This is a genomic window from Acidobacteriota bacterium (genome assembly GCA_003696075.1).
Taxonomy (GTDB): Bacteria; Acidobacteriota; Polarisedimenticolia; order J045; family J045; genus J045.
Map to the genome: position 1 here is coordinate 1 of RFHH01000106.1, position 18,534 is coordinate 18,534.

At 73.5% G+C, this 18,534-nt stretch carries 16 protein-coding genes; 5 read left to right on the forward strand and 11 right to left on the reverse strand.

Annotated elements, in window-relative coordinates; translation table 11 throughout:
* On the reverse strand, nucleotides 1-376 hold a 376-nt coding region (locus tag D6718_06615), incomplete at its 3' end, for a hypothetical protein (GenBank protein ID RMG45735.1).
* Nucleotides 377-506: 130 nt separating this feature from the next.
* Nucleotides 507-917, reverse strand: a complete 411-nt coding sequence (locus tag D6718_06620; protein ID RMG45736.1) for a hypothetical protein — start codon at nucleotides 915-917, stop codon at nucleotides 507-509.
* Nucleotides 918-1,015: 98 nt separating this feature from the next.
* On the opposite strand from D6718_06620, the gene D6718_06625 reads away from it, so the two are divergent.
* From D6718_06625 to D6718_06635, 3 genes are all read left to right on the forward strand, one after another.
* Nucleotides 1,016-2,059: a glycosyltransferase family 9 protein gene (locus D6718_06625; protein ID RMG45737.1), complete on the forward strand. Its 1,044-nt coding sequence runs from the start codon at nucleotides 1,016-1,018 to the stop codon at nucleotides 2,057-2,059.
* Nucleotides 2,056-2,577 carry a hypothetical protein gene (locus D6718_06630; GenBank protein ID RMG45738.1) on the forward strand — a complete coding sequence of 174 codons (522 nt, stop codon included), beginning with the start codon at nucleotides 2,056-2,058 and terminating at the stop codon, nucleotides 2,575-2,577. The genes D6718_06625 and D6718_06630 overlap by 4 nt, the downstream gene beginning before the upstream one ends.
* Nucleotides 2,578-2,942: 365 nt before the next feature.
* Nucleotides 2,943-4,370, forward strand: coding sequence for a hypothetical protein (locus D6718_06635; GenBank protein ID RMG45739.1), 1,428 nt, complete (start codon nucleotides 2,943-2,945; stop codon nucleotides 4,368-4,370).
* Nucleotides 4,371-4,378: 8 nt separating this feature from the next.
* On the opposite strand, the gene D6718_06640 is transcribed toward D6718_06635, so the two are convergent.
* The 4 genes from D6718_06640 to D6718_06655 all read right to left on the reverse strand — a co-directional run bounded on the left by D6718_06640 (nucleotide 4,379) and on the right by D6718_06655 (nucleotide 10,058).
* A complete protein-coding gene (locus tag D6718_06640; GenBank protein RMG45740.1) occupies nucleotides 4,379-5,875 on the reverse strand; it encodes a radical SAM protein in 1,497 nt (498 codons plus the stop codon).
* Nucleotides 5,876-6,512: 637 nt separating this feature from the next.
* On the reverse strand, nucleotides 6,513-7,175 hold the full coding sequence (locus D6718_06645) for a hypothetical protein (protein RMG45741.1): 663 nt from the start codon (nucleotides 7,173-7,175) through the stop codon (nucleotides 6,513-6,515).
* 43 nt (nucleotides 7,176-7,218) lie between these two features.
* Nucleotides 7,219-9,585 carry a hypothetical protein gene (locus tag D6718_06650; GenBank protein ID RMG45742.1) on the reverse strand — a complete coding sequence of 789 codons (2,367 nt, stop codon included), beginning with the start codon at nucleotides 9,583-9,585 and terminating at the stop codon, nucleotides 7,219-7,221.
* Nucleotides 9,582-10,058, reverse strand: coding sequence for a PqqD family protein (locus D6718_06655; GenBank protein ID RMG45743.1), 477 nt, complete (start codon nucleotides 10,056-10,058; stop codon nucleotides 9,582-9,584). Before D6718_06655 ends, D6718_06650 begins: the two co-directional genes overlap by 4 nt.
* Nucleotides 10,059-10,271: 213 nt before the next feature.
* Between D6718_06655 and D6718_06660 the strand changes: the two genes are divergently transcribed.
* A complete protein-coding gene (locus D6718_06660; protein RMG45744.1) occupies nucleotides 10,272-11,591 on the forward strand; it encodes a glycosyltransferase in 1,320 nt (439 codons plus the stop codon).
* On the opposite strand, the gene D6718_06665 is transcribed toward D6718_06660, so the two are convergent.
* Together D6718_06665 and pruA are read right to left on the reverse strand one after the other, a co-directional pair.
* Nucleotides 11,570-12,772 carry an aminotransferase class I/II-fold pyridoxal phosphate-dependent enzyme gene (locus D6718_06665; protein ID RMG45745.1) on the reverse strand — a complete coding sequence of 401 codons (1,203 nt, stop codon included), beginning with the start codon at nucleotides 12,770-12,772 and terminating at the stop codon, nucleotides 11,570-11,572. The two genes, D6718_06660 and D6718_06665, sit on opposite strands and share 22 nt — an antisense overlap.
* Before the next feature lie 4 nt (nucleotides 12,773-12,776).
* A complete protein-coding gene (pruA, locus tag D6718_06670; protein ID RMG45746.1) occupies nucleotides 12,777-14,414 on the reverse strand; it encodes an L-glutamate gamma-semialdehyde dehydrogenase in 1,638 nt (545 codons plus the stop codon).
* On the opposite strand from pruA, the gene D6718_06675 reads away from it, so the two are divergent.
* Nucleotides 14,401-16,302 (forward strand): SLC13 family permease, encoded by a 1,902-nt coding sequence (locus tag D6718_06675; protein RMG45747.1) that lies wholly within the window; start codon nucleotides 14,401-14,403, stop codon nucleotides 16,300-16,302. The two genes, pruA and D6718_06675, sit on opposite strands and share 14 nt — an antisense overlap.
* Nucleotides 16,303-16,359: 57 nt before the next feature.
* Here the strand turns inward: D6718_06675 and D6718_06680 are convergent, their stop codons facing one another.
* The 3 genes from D6718_06680 to D6718_06690 all read right to left on the reverse strand — a co-directional run.
* Complete coding sequence (locus D6718_06680; protein ID RMG45748.1) at nucleotides 16,360-16,914, reverse strand: hypothetical protein; 555 nt, start codon at nucleotides 16,912-16,914, stop codon at nucleotides 16,360-16,362.
* Entirely contained in the window at nucleotides 16,911-18,005 is a 1,095-nt protein-coding gene (locus tag D6718_06685; GenBank protein RMG45749.1) for a DUF2520 domain-containing protein, read from the reverse strand. Before D6718_06685 ends, D6718_06680 begins: the two co-directional genes overlap by 4 nt.
* The coding region (locus D6718_06690) for an RluA family pseudouridine synthase (protein ID RMG45750.1) at nucleotides 17,825-18,534 on the reverse strand (710 nt) is incomplete at its 5' end. The genes D6718_06685 and D6718_06690, both read right to left, overlap by 181 nt.

Here is an 18,534-nt window from a genome sequence, read left to right on the forward strand (position 1 = left end):
CGCCGGCGGCGAGCGCGGTCGCGAGCAGGATGGCGGCCGCCGCTAGGGCCAACCGGGCGCGCCTCCGCCGGCGGGCCTCCGGGGCCGTGTCCTCGTGCGTCTCCGCCGGCGGCAATCCGGCCTCGCCGCGGCGCGCCTGCTGCTCCTGCAGTTCGAGCTTGTACGCGTCGACCATCTTGCGGTCGTCGGCGCCGATGCAGCGGGCGTACGCGCGGATGAAGCCGACGGTGAAGGCGCCGCCGGGGAGGTAGTCGAACTCGTTGCGCTCGAGCGCTTCGAGGTAACGGATGTTGATCTTGGTCGATTCGGCGACCTCGCGGAGCGAGATGCGTCGCAGTTTCCGCTCGCGACGCAGCATCTCGCCGAAGGACGCCATGGGGATCCGCTCTCCCGACCGCAAACCGCGAGCGGCGGGATCATACTGATCACCGCTTTCGGGTGTCAAACACGCGCAAGCGGCCGCCCGCTCCGCGGGAGGCCGAACGGAAGGCTTCCGGCGCCGCACTCTACGTCCCATCGCCACCGGAATCGGGACCGCTCTCCGAACGGAGCGACGCCGGCGCCCGCGGGTTGCCGCGCGCGGCCCGCACCACCCGGGCGTCGCGATCGGAAAGCAGCCGCTCGAGCACGCGGCCCGTGGCGCGGCGAGCGAGGGCGATCCGTTCGCCGACCGTGAGGGAGTCGAGCCGGGAGAGCAGTTCCCTTTCGGCCTGGAGCCGCCGGCGCGGCGTCTCGCGCGGGGAGCGGGCGATCTCCGCCAGACGCCCCCACGGCGTGCTGTCGAGCCGCGCGCCCATCGTGCCCTCCCCGCCGGGCCCGCGCCGGGACGTCCGCGGCCGGGAACGAGCCGCAGGCGGAATCTCTCCCGCCGCACCGGCGCGGCGGCGGACCGCGCCGTACCGCCTGGCTTCGTCCACGAAACCTCCCGCACCGCTCGGAGGCAATATGGGATCGCGGCCGCCGCGGCAGCAACCCGCCTCACACGTTCCCGCCTTGGGCGTAAACTGGAACCGTCATGGTTCCGGACCCGTCAGAGAGCAAGCCCCGGCGGATCGCCGTCGCCCAGCTCGCGGACATCGGCGACATGGTCTTCGTCACGCCGCTGCTGATCTCCCTGCGGCAGGCCTTCCCGAGGGCGGAGATCGCGGTGGTGGGGCGTCCCGCCGCTCTCGAGGTGCTCGCGGACCATCCCGCGGTCGACCGGTTCATCCCGTACGACAAGCGCGGCGACGACCGGGGAGCGGGCGGTCTCGTTGCGGCCGCGTCGCGGGTCCGGCGGGTGGCACCCAGGTACTACTTCGGGGTGACGCGCTCGGCCCGGACGGCGGTGCTCGGGCTGCTCTCCGGGGCGCGGTGGCGCGTCGGCTTCCGCGAGCCGGGCCGGGCATGGGCGTACACGCACCTCGTCCGGCGTCCCGACGAGCGTCCCTACGCGGAGCGCCCGCTGGCTCTGTTGGGCCCCCTGGAGATCCTTCCCGCGGAGACGCGGCCGCGCCTCGAGGTCGGACCGGAGCGGCGGGCCGCGGCCGCCGCCCGGCTCCGGGCGGCCGGGTGGAATGGCGAGCCGCTGCTGGCGGTGGCCCCCGGTTCCCGCTATCCGACCAAGCGCTGGCCGCTGCCGAACTACCGGAGGCTGTTCGAGCTGCTGCGCGAGGCGGGGGGGCCGCGTCCCGCGATCTACGCCGGAGCGGACGAGTCCGATGCGGTGGGGGCGCTGCTCGATGCGGCGCCCGAGGCGCTCGACCGGCGCGGCACGAGCGTCGGCGAGATGATCGCCGAGATGGCGCTGGCGTCCGCGGCGCTGGCGGGTGATTCCGGTCCGATCCACGCGGCGGCGGCCCTGGGGGTGCCGTCCGTTCTGCTCCTCGGGCCGACGCCGCGGGCGCCGCTGGGCCGCGTTCCCGAACTCACGGTCTTGTCGAAGAACCTCGATTGCCAGCCCTGCAGCCGGCACGGGGGAGAAACGTGCCCCCGCGGGCATCACCTCTGCCTCGCCGATCTGCGGCCCGAAGAGGTCGCCGCGGCGGTGCGGGAGGTCGCGCGCCCGCCCGGGGAGTGAAGCGCGCGGAAAGGGGAGTCGCGATGGGAGTGTGGACCGCCCGGCATGTCTGGAACGCGCTGCCCGTGGAACGGCGCGAGCGGGTCGCCTTGGCCCTTTGGGAAGACGAGCGGCTCGGCCGCGCGGAGCGCCTCGCGGCGCTCCAGCCGTGGCTGAACGCCCACGGCATGAGGATCGCCTTTCTCGAGCAGATGCCGCGGGTCCGGCGCGCCGCGCTCCTCGCCCGCGGAGGTCTGCCCGAAGAGACGGCGCAGCAGGCGCTGATGAGCTACCACCTCGTCCATCAGCGGCCCCTCCTGTCCCGGTTCCTCGACCTGGTGGGGATCCCGCACAAGGACGGGCTGATCGAGGACCCCGACGGGGTGGAAGCGCCCTCCGCGGAGGCGGTGGGGAAGGCGGTGGAGGCGATCCGGAAGGAGTTTCCGGAAGAGGACGTCGAGCTCTACCTGCGGACCCTCACGGCCGCCGACTCCGAGATGTGGCGCGCGGTGGCCGACGCGATCGACGGCCCGCAGTAGCCGGCGCTCCGGCCGCGGCCGGAACTCTCGCGGAAGCCGACGTGCGCCCGCGACGGTGCGTTCGCGGATCCGGCCCGTAGCGGTCGCCGGCCTCGGGGACTCCGGCCGGACCTCGCCGGCCGATGCGACCGAAGCTCGCTTCTTCTCGGGGTTGGGCTCGGTATCGCACCCAGTGGACGAGCGCCTCCTGCGAAAACGGCCCGGACCGCGGGCCCGCCGTCGGCGAGGTGCACGCTCGATGGTGCGCGGCGCCAGCGAACTCGGTGGCGCATCGACACTTGTGCCCGTCCCGCGGCGCGTCGAGCGGTCCGAGACGGTAGCCCTCGATCGCTCGGCGAGTTGGACGGGCGGACGCACCATCGGGGATGCACCCCGCGCCGCCGGCGCGCGGCCCGCCGGGCGCGAGAACGCCCGCGACGCGCCCGTCTGTTACCATCAAAGGCGGGGGCGTCGGCTGCGCCCCCGGAGGGCGTCACGGTGCTGGAACTCGCCGCACTCCTCCTCCTGATCCTCGGGGCTTTGGCGGCGGTCGGCCTGGTCGTCGGCATCGCCGTTCGGGTCGCGGTCTGGGTGATCCTCGTCCCGTTGAAGCTGCTCGGCTGGCTCCTGGGCCTGGTGGGCGGCCTGTTGGCGCTGCCGCTCGTCGTGGCGTTGGCGCTGGCCCTGCTTCTGGCCGTCGTCGCCGCGGTGCTCCTCCTGCCGCTGGCCATTCCCGCCGCGCTGGTGGTGGCGGGTGCGGCGGCTCTCGGCCGCCGCTCCCGGCGCTGAGCGATCGCCGCGGAGCCTCGAGGCACCGTGCCGCCGGCGCGGACCGCGCGGCGGCGTGGCGCCTGCTGTCCGATCTGTGCGCCGGGCGCCGCTTCTCCTGGCCGCAAGGCGCGAGCGGCCCCGCGGTGTGGCACCTGGCGCGGGAGCACCGGCTCGCCGCCCGGGCAGGGGGTAGGCTCGCGGCGGGCGCCGGGAAGCTTCCCTCCGACCTGGCCGAGGCCTTTCTCCGCCGGCACCGCGAGGTCCTCGGCGAGCAGGCCCTGTTCGAGGAAGCGCTCGGGGCGATCGACCGGGCGGCCGGGGAGGCGGGGACGGAGGTGGTCGTCCTGAAGGGGGCCGACCTGGCGCGCCGCATCTACCCCTCCGGCGAGCGGCCCCACAACGACCTCGACCTTCTGGTCCGGCCGGAGGACGCCGGGGGGCTTTGGCGCCGCCTCGCCTCCGGCGGCTTCGCACCGGAGGGCCCGGAGCCGGAGCGCCGGCGCGACTGGTTCGCCTCCACGCTCCGGTGGCGCCGGGCGGCCCGGGTCCAGGTGGATCTCCACTGGCAGCTCGGCACCCCCGGGCGGACGCGGTGGGACGCTCACCGCCTGTTCGCCCGGGCGGAACGTTGGCCCGGGGCGGAGGCCCTCCACCGGCTCGCCGCGCCCGACCTCGCCGTCCACCTCGCCTCCCACGCCGTCTCCTTTCACGGCGCCTCCGGCCGGCGCATCTGGTGGCTGGATCTGTTCCTCCTCGGAGACCTTCTGCGGAGCGAGGCGGTGCGCCGGCGCGCGCGGGAGGTCGGAGCCCGCGTCTGCCTCGAGGCGGCCGACTTGCGGGCGCGCGAACTTTTCGGCGGGGAGCGCTCGCCGCGGCGCGGCCGGGCCGGGCTCGTCGCCCGCCTCGGCGCTGCCGCGGAGCGGGCCGGCGGAGGCCGCGCCGCGCGCTGGGCCGTCGCCGCCCTCGCGGTCGACCGTCCCGGCGACCTGATCCGCGCCGTGCGGCACGTGGCGGCGCGTCCGCTCAGGCGGCTCCTCGCCTGATCCCGGGGTCAGTGGCCGCAGCCGGGAAGACCGCGGAGCCGTTGCGCGAGCGTGGTCCCTCCTCGCGCTCCGGCCGAGAGCCTCGCTTCGGCCACCGCGCAGGCGCGGCTCTGCGACCCCCAGAAGTCCCCGTCCTCGAACAGCGCGTCGAGGGAGCAGCGGCCGCACAGGGCGTGGCTGGGGCATCGGCTGCACACGGGGAGATCCTGGGCGGTGAGGTTCCGCAGGCGGAGCAGGAGAGGGGAGGTCTCCCAGATCTCCCGGAACGACTGCTCCCGGAGCGATCCCGCCGGAGGGAAGCGCTGGGAGCAGGGGTAGACGAGGCCCCGGGCGGAGATGAGAGCGACCCGGCGCCCGGTGGCGCAGATCGGGTCTCCCGGATCCGGCGGCCGACGCGAGGCCGGGTCCGCGGCGAGCCCGAGGTCGGGATCGGCGCACGCCCGCTGGAGCGCTTCGCCGTCGATGCGCTCCGCGAGCGGAGTCTCGTCGAGGTCGTAGCGCGCGACCACCGACGGGTCGAACCGGTATTCGGCGCCGATCTTGCGGGCGAACGCGACGACCTCCCGGTAGGCCTCGCCGGCGCTCCGGAGGATCGGGGCCTTGAGCACCACCGGCACTCCCGCCGCGCGCAGCCGCTCGGCCGCCCGCACCGTCTTCGCGTGAGACCCCGGCCGGCGGGTCACCGCGTCGTGGACCGCCGGGTCCATCGCGTACAGCGACAGCTCCACCGCGACCACGCCGGCGGCGGCGATCGCCTCCACCTCCCGGGGACCGATCAACGTCCCGTTGGTGAACAGGCGGAGCGCGAAGCGCCGCCGGCGCGCCTCGTCGATCAACGTGAGGATGTCGCGCCGGGTGAAGATCTCCCCGCCGGTGAAGGTCAGGAACAAGGTGCCGGCCTCGCGAAGCTCGTCCAGGATCCGGATCACCTCGGCGGTGGTCAGCTCGCCGTCCACGTCGCCGAGGTCGACGTAGCAGTGCCGGCAGTCCTCGTTGCACCGATTGGTCAGCTCGAAGAGCACGTTGATCGGGACGTGCTCGTCCTGAGCCGCGTGGAGCAGTTCGGCGAGCCGGGAACTCACGGTGTCCTCTCCACAGGCTGGGGCGCTTGCGGGAGGAGGCGCTCCCGGCGCCGCCGCGGCCGCCAGAACGCGAACTCGGGGAGGGCGTCGAGGCAGTCGAGGAAATCGGTGTCGCGCCTGAAGCCGAGCCGGTAGGCGGGAACCCGCCTGAGCAGCGCGGCGGCCGCCTCGAAGAACGCCCGTTGCAGATCGGGAAGATCGAGCGGCGCGCCCCCGGCGCCGAGAAGTCCGGCCAGCGCCCGCGAGGGCGGGATCCGCTCCACCTCGGGTCGTTCCGCCTTTTGGAGCAGGAACAGCCCCCCGGCGGGCGCCGAACGGGCCGATCCGTGCCAGAAGGGCGTGCCGTGCACCCGCAGGCCCGCGCCCGAGCGCCGGACGATCACCATCTCGTCCGCCAGCACCTCGAGCCCCGCTTCCCGGCACAACCGCGCGAGCGTCGACTTGCCGGCGCCGGAGGGGCCGGCGAAAAGGAGCCCGAACCCGTCGCGCACCGCGGCCGCGGCGTGGAGGAGCGTTCCCTCGCCGCGGGCGAGCAGGCAACCGCCGAGCGCCACCCGGATCGTCAGGTCCGCGTGCGCGAGCGAATCGGGGATCACCGCCGCGGCCTTGCCGGCGCGGAAGCGGAAGGCGGCACGGTAGCCGGGAGCGCGGCACCGGGCCCGCTCGAGATCCCCCGAGGCCTCCAGCGGCGGGTTGTCGACCCAGCTCGGGTGGTAGCGCGGCGGGCGGGCCTCGGGGTCCACCCGCAGGCGGATCCGGAGCGGCCGGCCGGACGCCCCGCCGCGAAACCGCGCGTAGCGGGAGGCGATTCTCTGCGAAAGCGGCGCACCGCCGCACGTCACGTGCAGCGGTACGCCGCCGAGGACCAGCTCCACGGGATCAGTCGCGCGCGCCGGAGCCGCAGTTGAACGGAAGGCTGGTGCAGGAGGCGGCGAACACGACCGGCTCGTAGGGCTCTTCCCACTCGATCGCGGGACGCTGCCAGCTCCGCTGTCCGCGGGACGGGCGCTCGCGATCGGTTCGCTCGTTGGTTTCGGCGCTCATGAATCCCCCTTTCGCTTCAACGGGCACCGATGCCCAGTTCGAACGTCGTGCTTCCGGTCGAGACCGTCACGCCGTCGCGCACCAGCGCGACCTCGACCTTCCAGGTCCCGTACAGGTTGTGCTTGGTGATCCAGGTGCCGCTGACCGGCAGGATCTCGCTCGTGTAGGTCGCGTTGCGGGCGGCGGCCCGGGAGAGCGTTCCGGCGGGCAGCATCCGCGCCAGGCGCCGCATGCGCGGCGTCGACTTCACCTTCGCCGGCCTCGGTCCCAGGTCGGGCCGGGTGATCGTCTGGCCCGGCACCGCCCCGGGGTTCACCGGCGTCGTCCGCTCCTCGTAGAGGCTGCCGTCCGGCAGGATCAGCCGGGTCACCTGGTCGTAGTTCCCCTCCGGCATCTGGCGGCGGTCGAAGACCGTGATGATGAAGAGATTGAGCGTGCGGTGGGCGTCGAACGGCCCGGTCGACAGCGGGCGCAGCACGAACCGGCGGCCCGGCTGGAAGACGCTGGAGGGGTCCTGGTCGGTCACCACGACCGCCTGGATCGCCTCCGAGGGTTCGTTCCCGGCCGGCGCCCGCAGGTCGGCGCGCGCGGGCCGCGATGGGGCGGCGGCGAGGGCCGCGCCTCCGAGAGCCGCGGCGGCGATCCCCGCCGTCAGGAGCGTCGCGAATCTTCTGCTCATCGTCGTTTCTCCCACGGAGCCTGAGTTTACACCGTCCGGGCGCTCAGTTGAGCCGCACCCAGTGGATCGTGCCCGAGGTCGTCCCGACCACGATGCCCTGGTTGGTCCCGTCGTTGTAGTCGAAGGTCGGGTCCCCGACGGTCTTCCCGCTCTCGATCAGCCACTGGCGTTCGATGGTGCCGGTCGTCGCGTCGATTTCGTAGAGCTTCCCGTTGGACGATCCCACGTAGGCGAGGGTGTTGTTCGTCCCGCCCACGTACCGGAGCACGATGGGCGCCGACGGGCCGGGGATCGACACCGACCAGTAGGAGCTGGTGTCGAACGTTCCCAGGCCCCCCAGCTTGATGCCGTGCACCGTTCCGTCCGTCGTCCACACGACCCAGTTCTCGTACTGACCGCCGCCGATCGCTCGCGAGGTGGCGGCCTCGATCCCCTTCACCGGGCCGTCGGAGGTCGAGTACGAGTCGAGTTGCTGCAGCGGGTCGCCCGGGTTCGATCCGGTCCGCTGGGTCGCCGAGAAGGAGTAGATCGTCCCGGAGGTGTTGCCGACGAGGAGGAGCCAGACCGGCCCCCGCTGGACCAGCTCGGGCTGCGCGTCGATGTCGCCGATCCCCGTCACGGTCGAGTAGGGCGAGGAGGTGAACTGGGCCATCGTTCCGTCCGTGTCGACCTCGAGCACCACGAGCGACTCTCCGCCGTCCGCCCGCACCGGAACGTACACGAGGTTGTTGCCGGAGGAGATGGGCGGATCGTAGAGGATGCGGGCCGGCGCGTTCGCGATGCCGAGACCGCCCGCGCCGCCGTCGTAGCTGTCGTAGAGGGTCGACAGGTCGGTCGAGTACATCATCACCTTGTTGTTCGTCGAAGCGCACCTCGTGGCCACGATCACCACGTCGTCCTGCTCGTTCGAGTTCGAGTCGACGGCGTTCAGCATGACGACCGGGCCCGCCTGGAGGATCCCCGAAGAGCAGCCGGCGTCGCCGACCACGTCGCGCGTGTCGGGAGACGCGGAGCTGTCCGACAGGTCGTAGCGGTACAGGGCGCCGTCCTGGGCGCTCAGGTAGGCGCGGTAGTCCGCCGGATTCCCCGTGCCGTAGTTGAGGTCGCCCACCGACGGGCGCGCCTGGACCGTCCCGCTGAGGGTCGGCGGCGTCCAGGAACCGCGCGTCCCGTCGGCCTCGGCCATCTTGTGCAGGAGCCGGTCGTTCCCGGTGGAGACGAGGGCGACCTCCGGAATCGCCCCCACGGGCGCCAGGGTGGTCGATCGCGTCGTGTAGGCCCACTTGACCACCGTTCCCGCCCGCGGGATTCCGCGCGTCGTGGTGCCGGTGGAGTAGTTCGCGTTACCGTCGAAGGCGAAGGCCTCGTAGTAGTACGTGATGTCGTTGACGACGGTCACGTCGGTGCAGCCCCCGTCTCCTGCGGTGGTCTTGCAGACCACTTCGTTCCCGACGCCGATCACGTCGCCGACGTTGTAGGTGGTGCCGTCGACCGGATCCGCGTCCACGGCCGAGTTCGCCTTCCGGAGGACGAGCACGCCCGCCAGGTCGGTGTCGCTCGGCTCGACCCACTCGAGGGTCACCTGGAGGTCACCCGAGGCCGAGGTCAGCTTGGTCACCGGCCCGGGCGCGGTCTGGTCGCTGGGCGAGAACTCGAACTGCGACCCGGCGGTCGCGCCGCGGGAGTCCGGATCGCCGGAGGCCTTGTACCACAGCCCCGCGCTTCCGTTGGAGTTCTCCGTCCCGACGAGCTGCGGCTTGGAGGAGCCGCCGGCTCCGGTCTCCTGCTCGATCTCGATCCAGACGTTGTCGTTGTCGAGGTCGAGCGCGAGCTGGACGGTCACGGTCACGCTGCCGGAGTAGTCGGGAACCTGGTCCCACTGCACCACGAGGCAGTTGAACGAGGGGCTCCCGCAGGTCGTCTGCTCGTAGTAGACGGCGCCTCCTGCGGAGGGGTCGAGGTCGTCCCCGTAGGCGTAGATCGCGTTGTTCGGAGAGCTCGACGTGGGGATCGACAGCGCGCTCACCTCGTTCGTGTATCCCGTCCCGAAGGAGACGTAGCCGTTGGACCCGACGTAGACGCTCTGGTAGGTCGTTCCGTACCAGGCGAAATCGAGCCCGCCGGTGATGTCGGCCAGGAACCAGCAGTCGTCCCCGGAACATCCCTTCGGCCGCCACGCGTTGCCGGCGGTGCCGATCTGGGTCGCCGACGCATCCCCCGAGATGTCGGGGATCACGTCGGCCGTCCCCGGTTGCGTGCAGGAGTAGCCGCCCCCGTCGGTCTCGTTGCCGGTGCACGTCGTGTCGGTGGCGAGCGTCGGGACCGCCGCCAGCAGGACAGCGGCGGCGAGTCCTGCGGCGAGGCACGGGACGCCACGCTGGACACGCTCCGTCAGCGCAAAGCCGCTCATCGTCTCTCCTCCGGGACCTCCCCGCTTCGGCGGTGCGCCGCGTCCCGCTCCGCACCCGCCGGCCCCTCCGGGTCCGGCCGGGACGGCATGGATGCGGGAACGAGGAGCTCTCGCCGGCTCAGGTCGTCGAAGAACTGGAACACGGAATCGCGGAACGCCGGGATCTCTTCGGGGGGGACGGCGAGGCGCCGGCCGGCCTCGGCGGCGATCTCCTCCTCGCGGCGCCGCCCGTCGACGAGGGTCCAAAGGAGGGTGCCGGTGTCGTTGAGTCCGAGAACGCGGCGGCCCTCGTAGTGCAGGACCACCGCCTTCCCTCCCAACACCTGCTCCGCGAGCCGCGGGTTCCGCCGCCAGACCCGCCCGCCGCGGGCCGGGCGGCCGCTCACCGGCTGCGCCACGCGATCCTCCGCACCCGAAGTCCGCGGGCCGGCCCGCCGCGACCGTCGCCGCGGGCCGGCCGTCCTAGCTCCAATCTAGGCCCCGGGACACCGCCGGCAAGCGGAAGCCCCGAACGCTGACGGTCACCAGGGCAAGGTACCGAACCGAGGGGCCCCGCGTAAAGGGGAGGCGGCCCGCCGCCGGGGTGCGCGCGGCCCCGACTTGATCCCGGCCGGCCGCTCCTGAGAAACTTTGGTCAGGCCGATATTTAGCGAAGCGGCCCCCCGGGGGTCGCGGGCGGAGGTTCGGTGGGTCGTCCCCAAAGGCCGATCGCGGTGCACGTGGTCACCCGCCTCGTGCTCGGCGGCCCCACGCGGCCCGTCCTCGCAGGGCTCGAGCGGCTGGCCCGGCGCGGGTTCAGGACGGTGCTCGTCACCGGCGTGGCCTCCTCCCATGAGATCGAGGCGCGGGAGATTCTGGAGGACTACCCCGATCTCCCGGTTCTCCGCCTGCGCTGCCTCGTCAGAAACCCCGCCCCGCACCGCGACGCCCGCGCCCTCGGGACCTTGGCGGCGGCCGTCCGGCGGCTGCAGCCCGCGGTGGTCCACACCCACACGGCGAAGGCCGGCTGCCTGGGGCGGCTGGCGGCGGCGACGGGCCGGCGACGGCCCCGCGTCGTGCACACCTACCACGGGCACTCGATGACCAGGGCGGCGGCGGGCGCGCTCGGCCCGTGCTGGAGGATCCTCGAGCGGCTGCTCGCGGCGCGTACGGACCTCATCCTGGCGTTGTCTCAGGGGCAGCGCGCCGAACTGGCGCGGCTGCTCGGCCCGCGGGCCGCGGCGCGGATGGCGGTGCTGCCGCTGGGCTGCGAGCTGGACGGCGGCGGAGCCGGGAGCGTTCCCCGGGTGAGCGAGCTCCGGCCCCCTGGAGGGCGCCTGCTGGCGTTCCTCGGTCGGGGGGTACCCGTCAAGGGGCTCGACCGCCTGGCCCGCGCGCACGCCCGCGCGGCCGCCCGCTGGCCCCGCTTGCTCGACGCGCTCCGCATCCTGGTCGCGGGCCCGGTGGAGCCCGGTGTCGAGCGGGAGGTCCGCCGGGTCCTGGCCGCGGGCGGAATCGGGGAGCGCTGGCGCTTCGTCGGACCGGTCGTCCGGCCCGTTCCCTTCCTCGAGCAGGTCGACGGGCTCGTGCTTCCCTCGCGAAGCGAAGGGACGCCGGTGGCGGTGATCGAGGCTCTCGGATGCGGCCTGCCCGTCCTCGCGGCCGCGGTGGGCGGCGTTCCCGATCTGCTGGCGCGGGACTGGATCCGCGACGGGCCCGGGCGCTGGCGGGCGGTGCGGCGGGAGCCCCGCGGGCGGCTGCTTCCCCCCGAGGACACCGAGGCGTGGGCCGCCGCGCTGGCCGGCTTCGCGCGCGAGCCGGGCGCGGTGCCGGGCGATCCACTCGAGCGCCGCGCCTTCGCCCGGACCGTGTTCGACCCCGATCGCCGGGCGGAGGACCTCGCCCGCCTGTACGGGGCGATCGAGGCGGGGATGCCGCGGCCGGCCGCCGCTCCCCGGCGGACCCGGCCCCTCGCCGCGTCTCCCGGCGTGCCGCCGGTGCCCGATCAGCCGCGGCCCGCGGTGTAGGCGGCGATCCGGTCGAAGGCCTCCCCGAGGCGCTCCGGGGGCGGGAGGAAGACGATCCGCACGTGGGCCGTGCCCGGGCGCTGCCCGAACCCGCTCCCGTGCACGAGCACCACGCCGGTTTCGAGGATCAGGTCGCGGACGAACCGGGCGTCGTCACCGTCGGGTAGATCGATCCGGGGAAACGCGTAGAACGCGGCGCGGGGAGGAACGACGCTCCACCCGGGCAGCGCCGCGACCCGCCCGACCAGCAGGTCCCGTCGCTCCCGGAGCTTCGCGTTCGTCCGCTCGACGTGATCCATCGGGCCGAACAGGGCGGGCGCGACGGCGTGCTGGACCGGGTGGCTCGCGCAAAGGCGGGCGCGGGCGAGCCGGAGCATCCCCTCGGCCAGGGGCTCCACGGCGCGCTCCGGCCCGCTCAGGATGCACCAGCCGATCCGCAGCCCCGGTCCCAGCCAGACCTTCGACAGCCCGCCGAAGGTCGCCACGGGCAGGTCGTCCCGCAGAGCGGCCGGCGAGATCATCTCGACCGGGTCGAGCAGCATCCGGTCGTAGATCTCGTCCGACAGGAGGAGGAGGCGGTGGCGGGCGCACAGCTCCAGTACGCGCTCGAGAGCGGCCCGATCCGCCACCGCCCCGGTGGGATTGTTGGGGTGGATCAGTACCAGGGCCCGCGTCCGCGGCCCGATCTTCTCCTCGATCGACTCGGGCGATGGCGACCATCCGCGCTCCTCGTCGAGGTCGTAGGGCACGGCGACCGCCCCGAGCTTGGCGAGGACGGCCGGGTACAAGGGGTAGCCGGGCCGCGGGACGAGAACCTCCTCGCCCGGCTCGAGCAGCGCCGTCAACAGCAGTTCGATCGGCTCCGAAGCGCCGTGCCCGACGATCACGTGCCGGACGCCGGCGATCCCCTTGCGCTCCTCGGCGTCGCGCCGGATGGCCTCGATCGCCTCCGGGAGGCCCTCGGAGGGGGCATAGGAGGTCCGCCCGTCGCGGAGGGCGCGCACGATGGCTTCGGTGACGTGTTCGGGGGTGCGAAAGTCGAACTGGCAAGGATCGCCGATGTTGAGATAGATCAGATCGCGGCCGCGCGCCGCCGCCTCCCGCGCGAGCAGCACCACGTCCCGCACCGCATAGGTGACCCCCTCGATGCGGCGCGAAGTCCGGATCGGCTCGGCGGACATCGGTTCACTCCTCCTCCGGCGCCATGAACGGATAGGCGAAGTGCCGGGGCGGCGCGAACGTCTCCTTCACCGCCCGGGGGCTCGCCCAGCGGAGGAGGTTCAGGGGCGAGCCGGCCTTGTCGTTGGTCCCGGAGGCTCGGCCGCCTCCGAACGGCTGCTGGCCGACCACGGCGCCGGTCGGTTTGTCGTTGATGTAGAAGTTGCCCGCCGCGTGGCGGAGGGCCTGGGAGATGGCCTGGATCGCCCGCCGGTCGCGGGCGAAGACGGCGCCGGTCAGGGCGTACGGACTGGTGGAGTCGCACAGCTCGATCGCCTCGTCCAGCCGCGCGTCGGGGTAGACGAAGATCGTCAGCACGGGACCGAAGATCTCCTCGCGCATCAGCCGGTGCTTGGGGTCCTCGGTCAGCACGACCGTCGGCTCGATGAAGTAGCCGCGCCGCCGGTCGGCTCCCCCGCCATGGAGGATCTTCAGGCGCGCGGAGCGGGAGGCGAGGCGGATGTAGCCGGTGATCTTGTCGAAGGAGGGACGGTCGATCACCGCCGCCATGAAGTTGGTGAAGTCGGTCGGATCGCCGACCTTCACCTCCGAGAGCTGGTCGCCAAGCGCCCGGCGGAGCTTGGGCCACAGCGAGCGGGGGACGTAGGCGCGGCTCGCCGCCGAGCACTTCTGGCCCTGGTACTCGAAGGCACCCCGCACCAGCGCGGTGGCCGTTTCGTCCACGTCGGCCGAGGCGTGAACGAAGACGAAGTCCTTCCCGCCCGTCTCGCCGACGAGTCGCGGGTAGCCGGCGTAGCGGCGGATGTTCCGGCCGACCGTCTCCCAGATGGAGAGGAAGGTCTCGGTCGATCCGGTGAAGTGGACCCCGGCGAGCTCGGGGCGGCCGAGGGCTTCCGGCCCGATCTCCCGCCCCGGTCCGGGCAGGAAATTGATCACGCCGGGCGGCAATCCCGCCTCCTCGAGCACCTGGAGGACGACGTAGTTCGAGGCGACCGCCGTCGAGGCGGGCTTCCACAGGACGGTGTTGCCCATCAGGGCGGGCGCCGTCGGCAGGTTCCCCCCGATCGACGTGAAGTTGAACGGGGTGATGGCCAGGACGAAGCCCTCCAGCGGCCGGTACTCGACGGTGTTCCACTGTCCCGGCGGCGAGAAGGGCTGGTCCTCGTAGATCTGCTGGAGGTACGCGCAGTTGAACCGCCAGAAATCGGCCAGCTCGCAGGCGGCGTCGATCTCCGCCTGGTGGACCGTCTTGCTCTGGCCGAGCATCGTCGCCGCGTTCACCTCGGCTCTGTAAGGGCCGGACAGCAGGTCGGCGGCCTTGAGGAAGATGGCGACGCGCGTTTCCCACGGCGTGCGGGACCACTCCTCCCACGCTTCCCGCGCCGCCCGCACCGCGGCGCGGACCTGGCGCGGTCCCGCTTGGTGCACGTGGGCGACCGCCTGGCGGTGCCGGTGCGGCATCCGCTGCTCGGCGAGACGCCCCGTCCGGACCCTTCGCCCCCCGATCACGCAGGGGATCTCGCGCGGAGCCGACATCCAGTCGGACAGCCGCTCTTTGAGCTCGGCCCGCTCGGGGGAACCCGGGGCGTAGTCCTTGACCGGCTCGTTCCACGGTTCGGGGACGTCGAAGATGCCGTTGTGCATGGCTCGCTCTCCTCCGTCGCGGCGGGCGCCCGCGGGCGACGCCCGGCAGGGGCGGGCGAGGTTATCATGCAGGCCCCGCGCCGGCGCGCGGGTCGGGAGGATCCGGGTGACGCTGGACATCGGCATCGTCCTCGCCGTGGTGAGCCTGGCGTTCCTGCTCTTCCTGACCGAGGTGCTGCCGGTGGAGCTGGTGGGCGTGCTGGCGCTCGTCGCCCTCGTGCTCACCGGCGTCGTCGACCCGAACGAGGCGTTCCAGGGGTTCGGAAGCCCGGCCCTGGTGATGATCGCTTGCGTGCTCGTCCTGTCCTCGAGCCTGGTCCGGAACGGGGCGGGGGAGCGGATCGCGGCGCGCATCGAACGGCTGTCGGGCACGGGGCCGGAGAAGATGATCCTCGCGCTCCTCGCCTCGGTGACGGGGATCTCCGCGTTCATCAACAACGTCGCCGCCACGGCGATGTACCTGCCGGTGGCGGAGAACCTCGCGCGCACCTACCGCGTGCCGCCCTCGCGCCTCCTGATGCCCGTCGCCTACGCCTCCCTCCTCGGCGGCGTCTGCACGCTGACCGGCACGTCGACGAACGTCGCCGTCTCCGGGGGCCTCGAGGCGCACGGAATGAAGCCGCTGGGCATCTTCGAGCTGAGCTGGGTCGGCGTTCCGTTGGCGGTGGTGGGCCTCGTCTACCTTCTCGTCGTTTCGCGGTGGATCCCCGGCCGCGCGGCCGAGGAGGCCGAGCCGGAGAACGGCGACTCGCGCCAGGGCCGGCTCTTCCTGACCGAACTCGAGGTCCCGGAAGGATCACCGGCGATCGGAAGGACGCTGCGCGAGCTGGCGCTGGCGGAGAACTACGAGCTCTCCCCGATCGGGCTCATCCGCGGCGCCGTGCGCCTCGCGGAGGACGTCCTCGACACTCCCCTGAAGGAAGGCGACGTGGTGGTGGTCGAGGGGACGGTCCACGCGATCAACCGGGGGGTCGCCGCCGCCGGCCTGCGGCGAAAGAAGTCGAGCAAGGTCACGCCGCCGGGGCAGGGGGCGCTGGCCCTGGTGGAAGGGACGATCTCGTACAACTCCCCGCTGATCGGCCGCACTCTCCGCGAGGTCGATCTCCGCGGTCGGTACGGGCTGGACGTCATCGCGCTGTGGCGCCGCGGCGGCCCGCTCGTGGAGAAGATCGGGCACATCCGGCTGCGGATCGGCGATGACCTGCTCATCCAGGGGCCGATCGACCGGATCCGGAGCCTGGCCGGCGATCCGCTCTACCTCCTCCTGAACGACCGGGTCCTTCCCCGGTACGAGCCGCGGAAGGAACTGCTGTCCGTCCTGGCGTTCGCCGGCGCACTGCTCCTCGGGGCGAGCGGAATCGTGCCGATCGCCCTGGCGTTCGTGCTCGGCGCGCTGGCGGTGATCCTCACCGGGTGCATGACGGTGGAGGAGGCCTACCGGGCGGTGAATTTCAAGCTCATCCTGATCGTGGGCTCGATGTTCGGCGTGGCCACCGCCATCGAGGAGTCGGGCACCGCCGCGTGGATGGCCCAGTCGATGCTGGAGGCGTTGGGCGGGGCCGGCGCGCGGCCTCTCATGATGCTCGCGGGTCTGTACTGGCTCACGGTGCTGCTCACGCAATCCATGTCGAACGCGGCCGCTGCGCTGCTGGTCCTGCCCATCGGCCTGTCGTCCGCCGAGCTGATGGGGATCGCCGTGAGGCCGGTCGCAGTGACGATCGCGGTGGCGGCGTCGCTCGCCTTCATGACCCCGCTCGAGCCCGCCTGCCTGCTCGTGATGTCGACGGGCCGGTACCGGTTCGCCGACTTCATGAAGTTCGGCGCGCCGCTTTCGGTGGTCTGCTTCCTGATCGTGATGCTGCTGGTCCCGCTCTTCTACCCCTACTGACGGGACCGCACCGCAAGCGGGTTTTCCGGGTCGGACGTGGGGTTCCGGGCGGACCCGTCACCAGTAGAACTCGTCCCACTCCAGGAGGCGCTCGGCTTCCTTGTTGAAGTGCCACTCGATCGAGTCGAGCATCGGCCCGCTGTCGGCCTCGGCGGGCGACAGCGGTTCGCCCACGGTCAGCCGTCTGGTGACGGGAGAGATCCGCCAGACGAGCGTCCGGCCGAAGCGCCCGATCCGGAACAGTTCGAGGGTTCCGTCCTCGGTCAGCAGGGCCTGCCGCGGCCCCCGCTGCTCCCGGTGGTACCGGACGAACAGGTGGGTGTCGTCGCTCCGCTCCTGATCGACCTCCAGCTCGATCGCGCCCGGGTAGCCCTTGTAGACGTACTCCGTGCGTTCCTGCCACGCGGTGTCGACGTCCAGCGACTCCCGGTGCCAGTAGAAGCGAAGCTTGAACGCTCCCGAGGCGTCCCGGTCGATGAGCAGGGCCATCCGCTGGCCCGGCTCCACCCGGGACCACGAACCCACGAACCGTCCGGCCGCGACCGCCGCCGGCTGTGCGGCGGCTGGCGATGCCGCCAGGAGGGCCAGGAGCGAAGCGAGGAGGGCGCTCATCGCCGCCGATCTTGCCGCGAACCGCTCCCGCGCGCCAAGCGATCGAGGGCGCGGGCGAGCTCGGCCGCGGCCGGACCGCTGAGCTTGCCGGTGGCCCGGAGCCGCTCCACGGCGGCCGAGGCGATGCCGGCGTGGATCCGCGCGGCCGGAGCGGCGTCCAGCCCCGCGCCGGCGAGACCGGCGGCGTGCCTGCGGAGCGTCTCCGCGTCCCCGCGCGCGATCGGACCGGTCAGCGCGTCGAGTCCCGACGTCCGGAAGCCGGCGACGGCGCTCTCGGCGAGGGCGCCGAGCAGGTCGCGTGCCCGTCTCGGCGCCACGCCGGCCGCTCCGAGCAGTGCGGCGGCGGCGTCGAGGAGGGCGACGACGTCCCCCGCCGCCATCACCGCGGCGAGGTGGACCAGCGGCCTCGCCGTGTCGTCGACCCGGAGGGCGCGCATCCCCAGGCTCCGGGCCAGCCGGCGGGCCTCGGCGAGGGCGCGGCGGTCGCCCGAGACGGTGGCGAAGCGTCCGCGCAGGCTGTCCGCGGACCGGGCACCGTGCAGGGCGACCACCGGGTGGAACACGCCGAGGGCGGCGCCGCGGGCGGCCAGCGCGCCCAGGGCGGCGGCCGGCCGCGATCCGGCGAGGTGGAGGGCGACGCGCGGCCCGCCGCGCTCCGGCCACGACTCGGCCGCCGCGGCCGCGAAGGCGCCGAGCGCGTCGTCCCGGACCGCCGCCAAGAGCAGCCGCGAGCCCTCCAGCAGTCCCCGCAGGCCGCGCGCCGTCTCCGCTCCGGCCGCCCTCGCGGCGCGGCGCGCGGCACCCGGGCGCCGGTCCCACACCCTCACGGCATGCCCCGCCCGCGCGAGGGCCACGGCGAGCGCGGTGCCGGCGCGCCCCGCCCCGGCGACGGCGATGGTTCCGGCGCCGCTCACGGCGGTGTCCCCCCGAGCGCGCTCCACAGGGTGGCGAGATCCTCGGGCCAGTCGGCCACGAAATGGAGGCGCGCGCCGGTGCGGGGATGGGTGAAGGCGAGGCGGCGGGCGTGAAGGGCGGGCCGACCCAGCGCGCGCACCGCGCGCCTCTTGGCGGGATCGACGACGCCGCGCCACCGGGCGCCCCCGTAGGTGTCGTCACCGACGAGCGGATGGCCGAGCGTGGCGAGATGGACGCGCACCTGGTGCGTGCGTCCGGTGACGATCCTCACGGCGACGAGGGCGAACCCGGGAACCTCCTGGAGGACGCGGTATCGGCTGAGGGCGCTCCGGGCCCGCAGGCCGGCGGCGGCCATCCGGACACGCCGGCGCGGGTCACGCCCGATCGGCGCGTCGATCTCCCCCTCCCGCTCCCGGGGCCGGCCCCACACGACGGCATGGTAGGTCTTCTCGACCTCGCGGCGCCGGAACTGGGCGGCGAGGTGCCGGTGCGCCGCGTCGTGCCGGGCGACGACCATCACGCCGGTCGTGCCGCGGTCGAGCCGGTGAACGAGCCCGCAGCGCTCGTCCCCCCCGACGCCGGCCAGGCCCGGATCGTGGTGGAGGAGCGCCTCGGCGAGCGTGGGCCCCCGCGTTCCCGCGCCGCGGTGCACGACGAGGCCCGCCGGCTTGTCGAGGACGATGACGTCCTCGTCCTCGTAGAGGA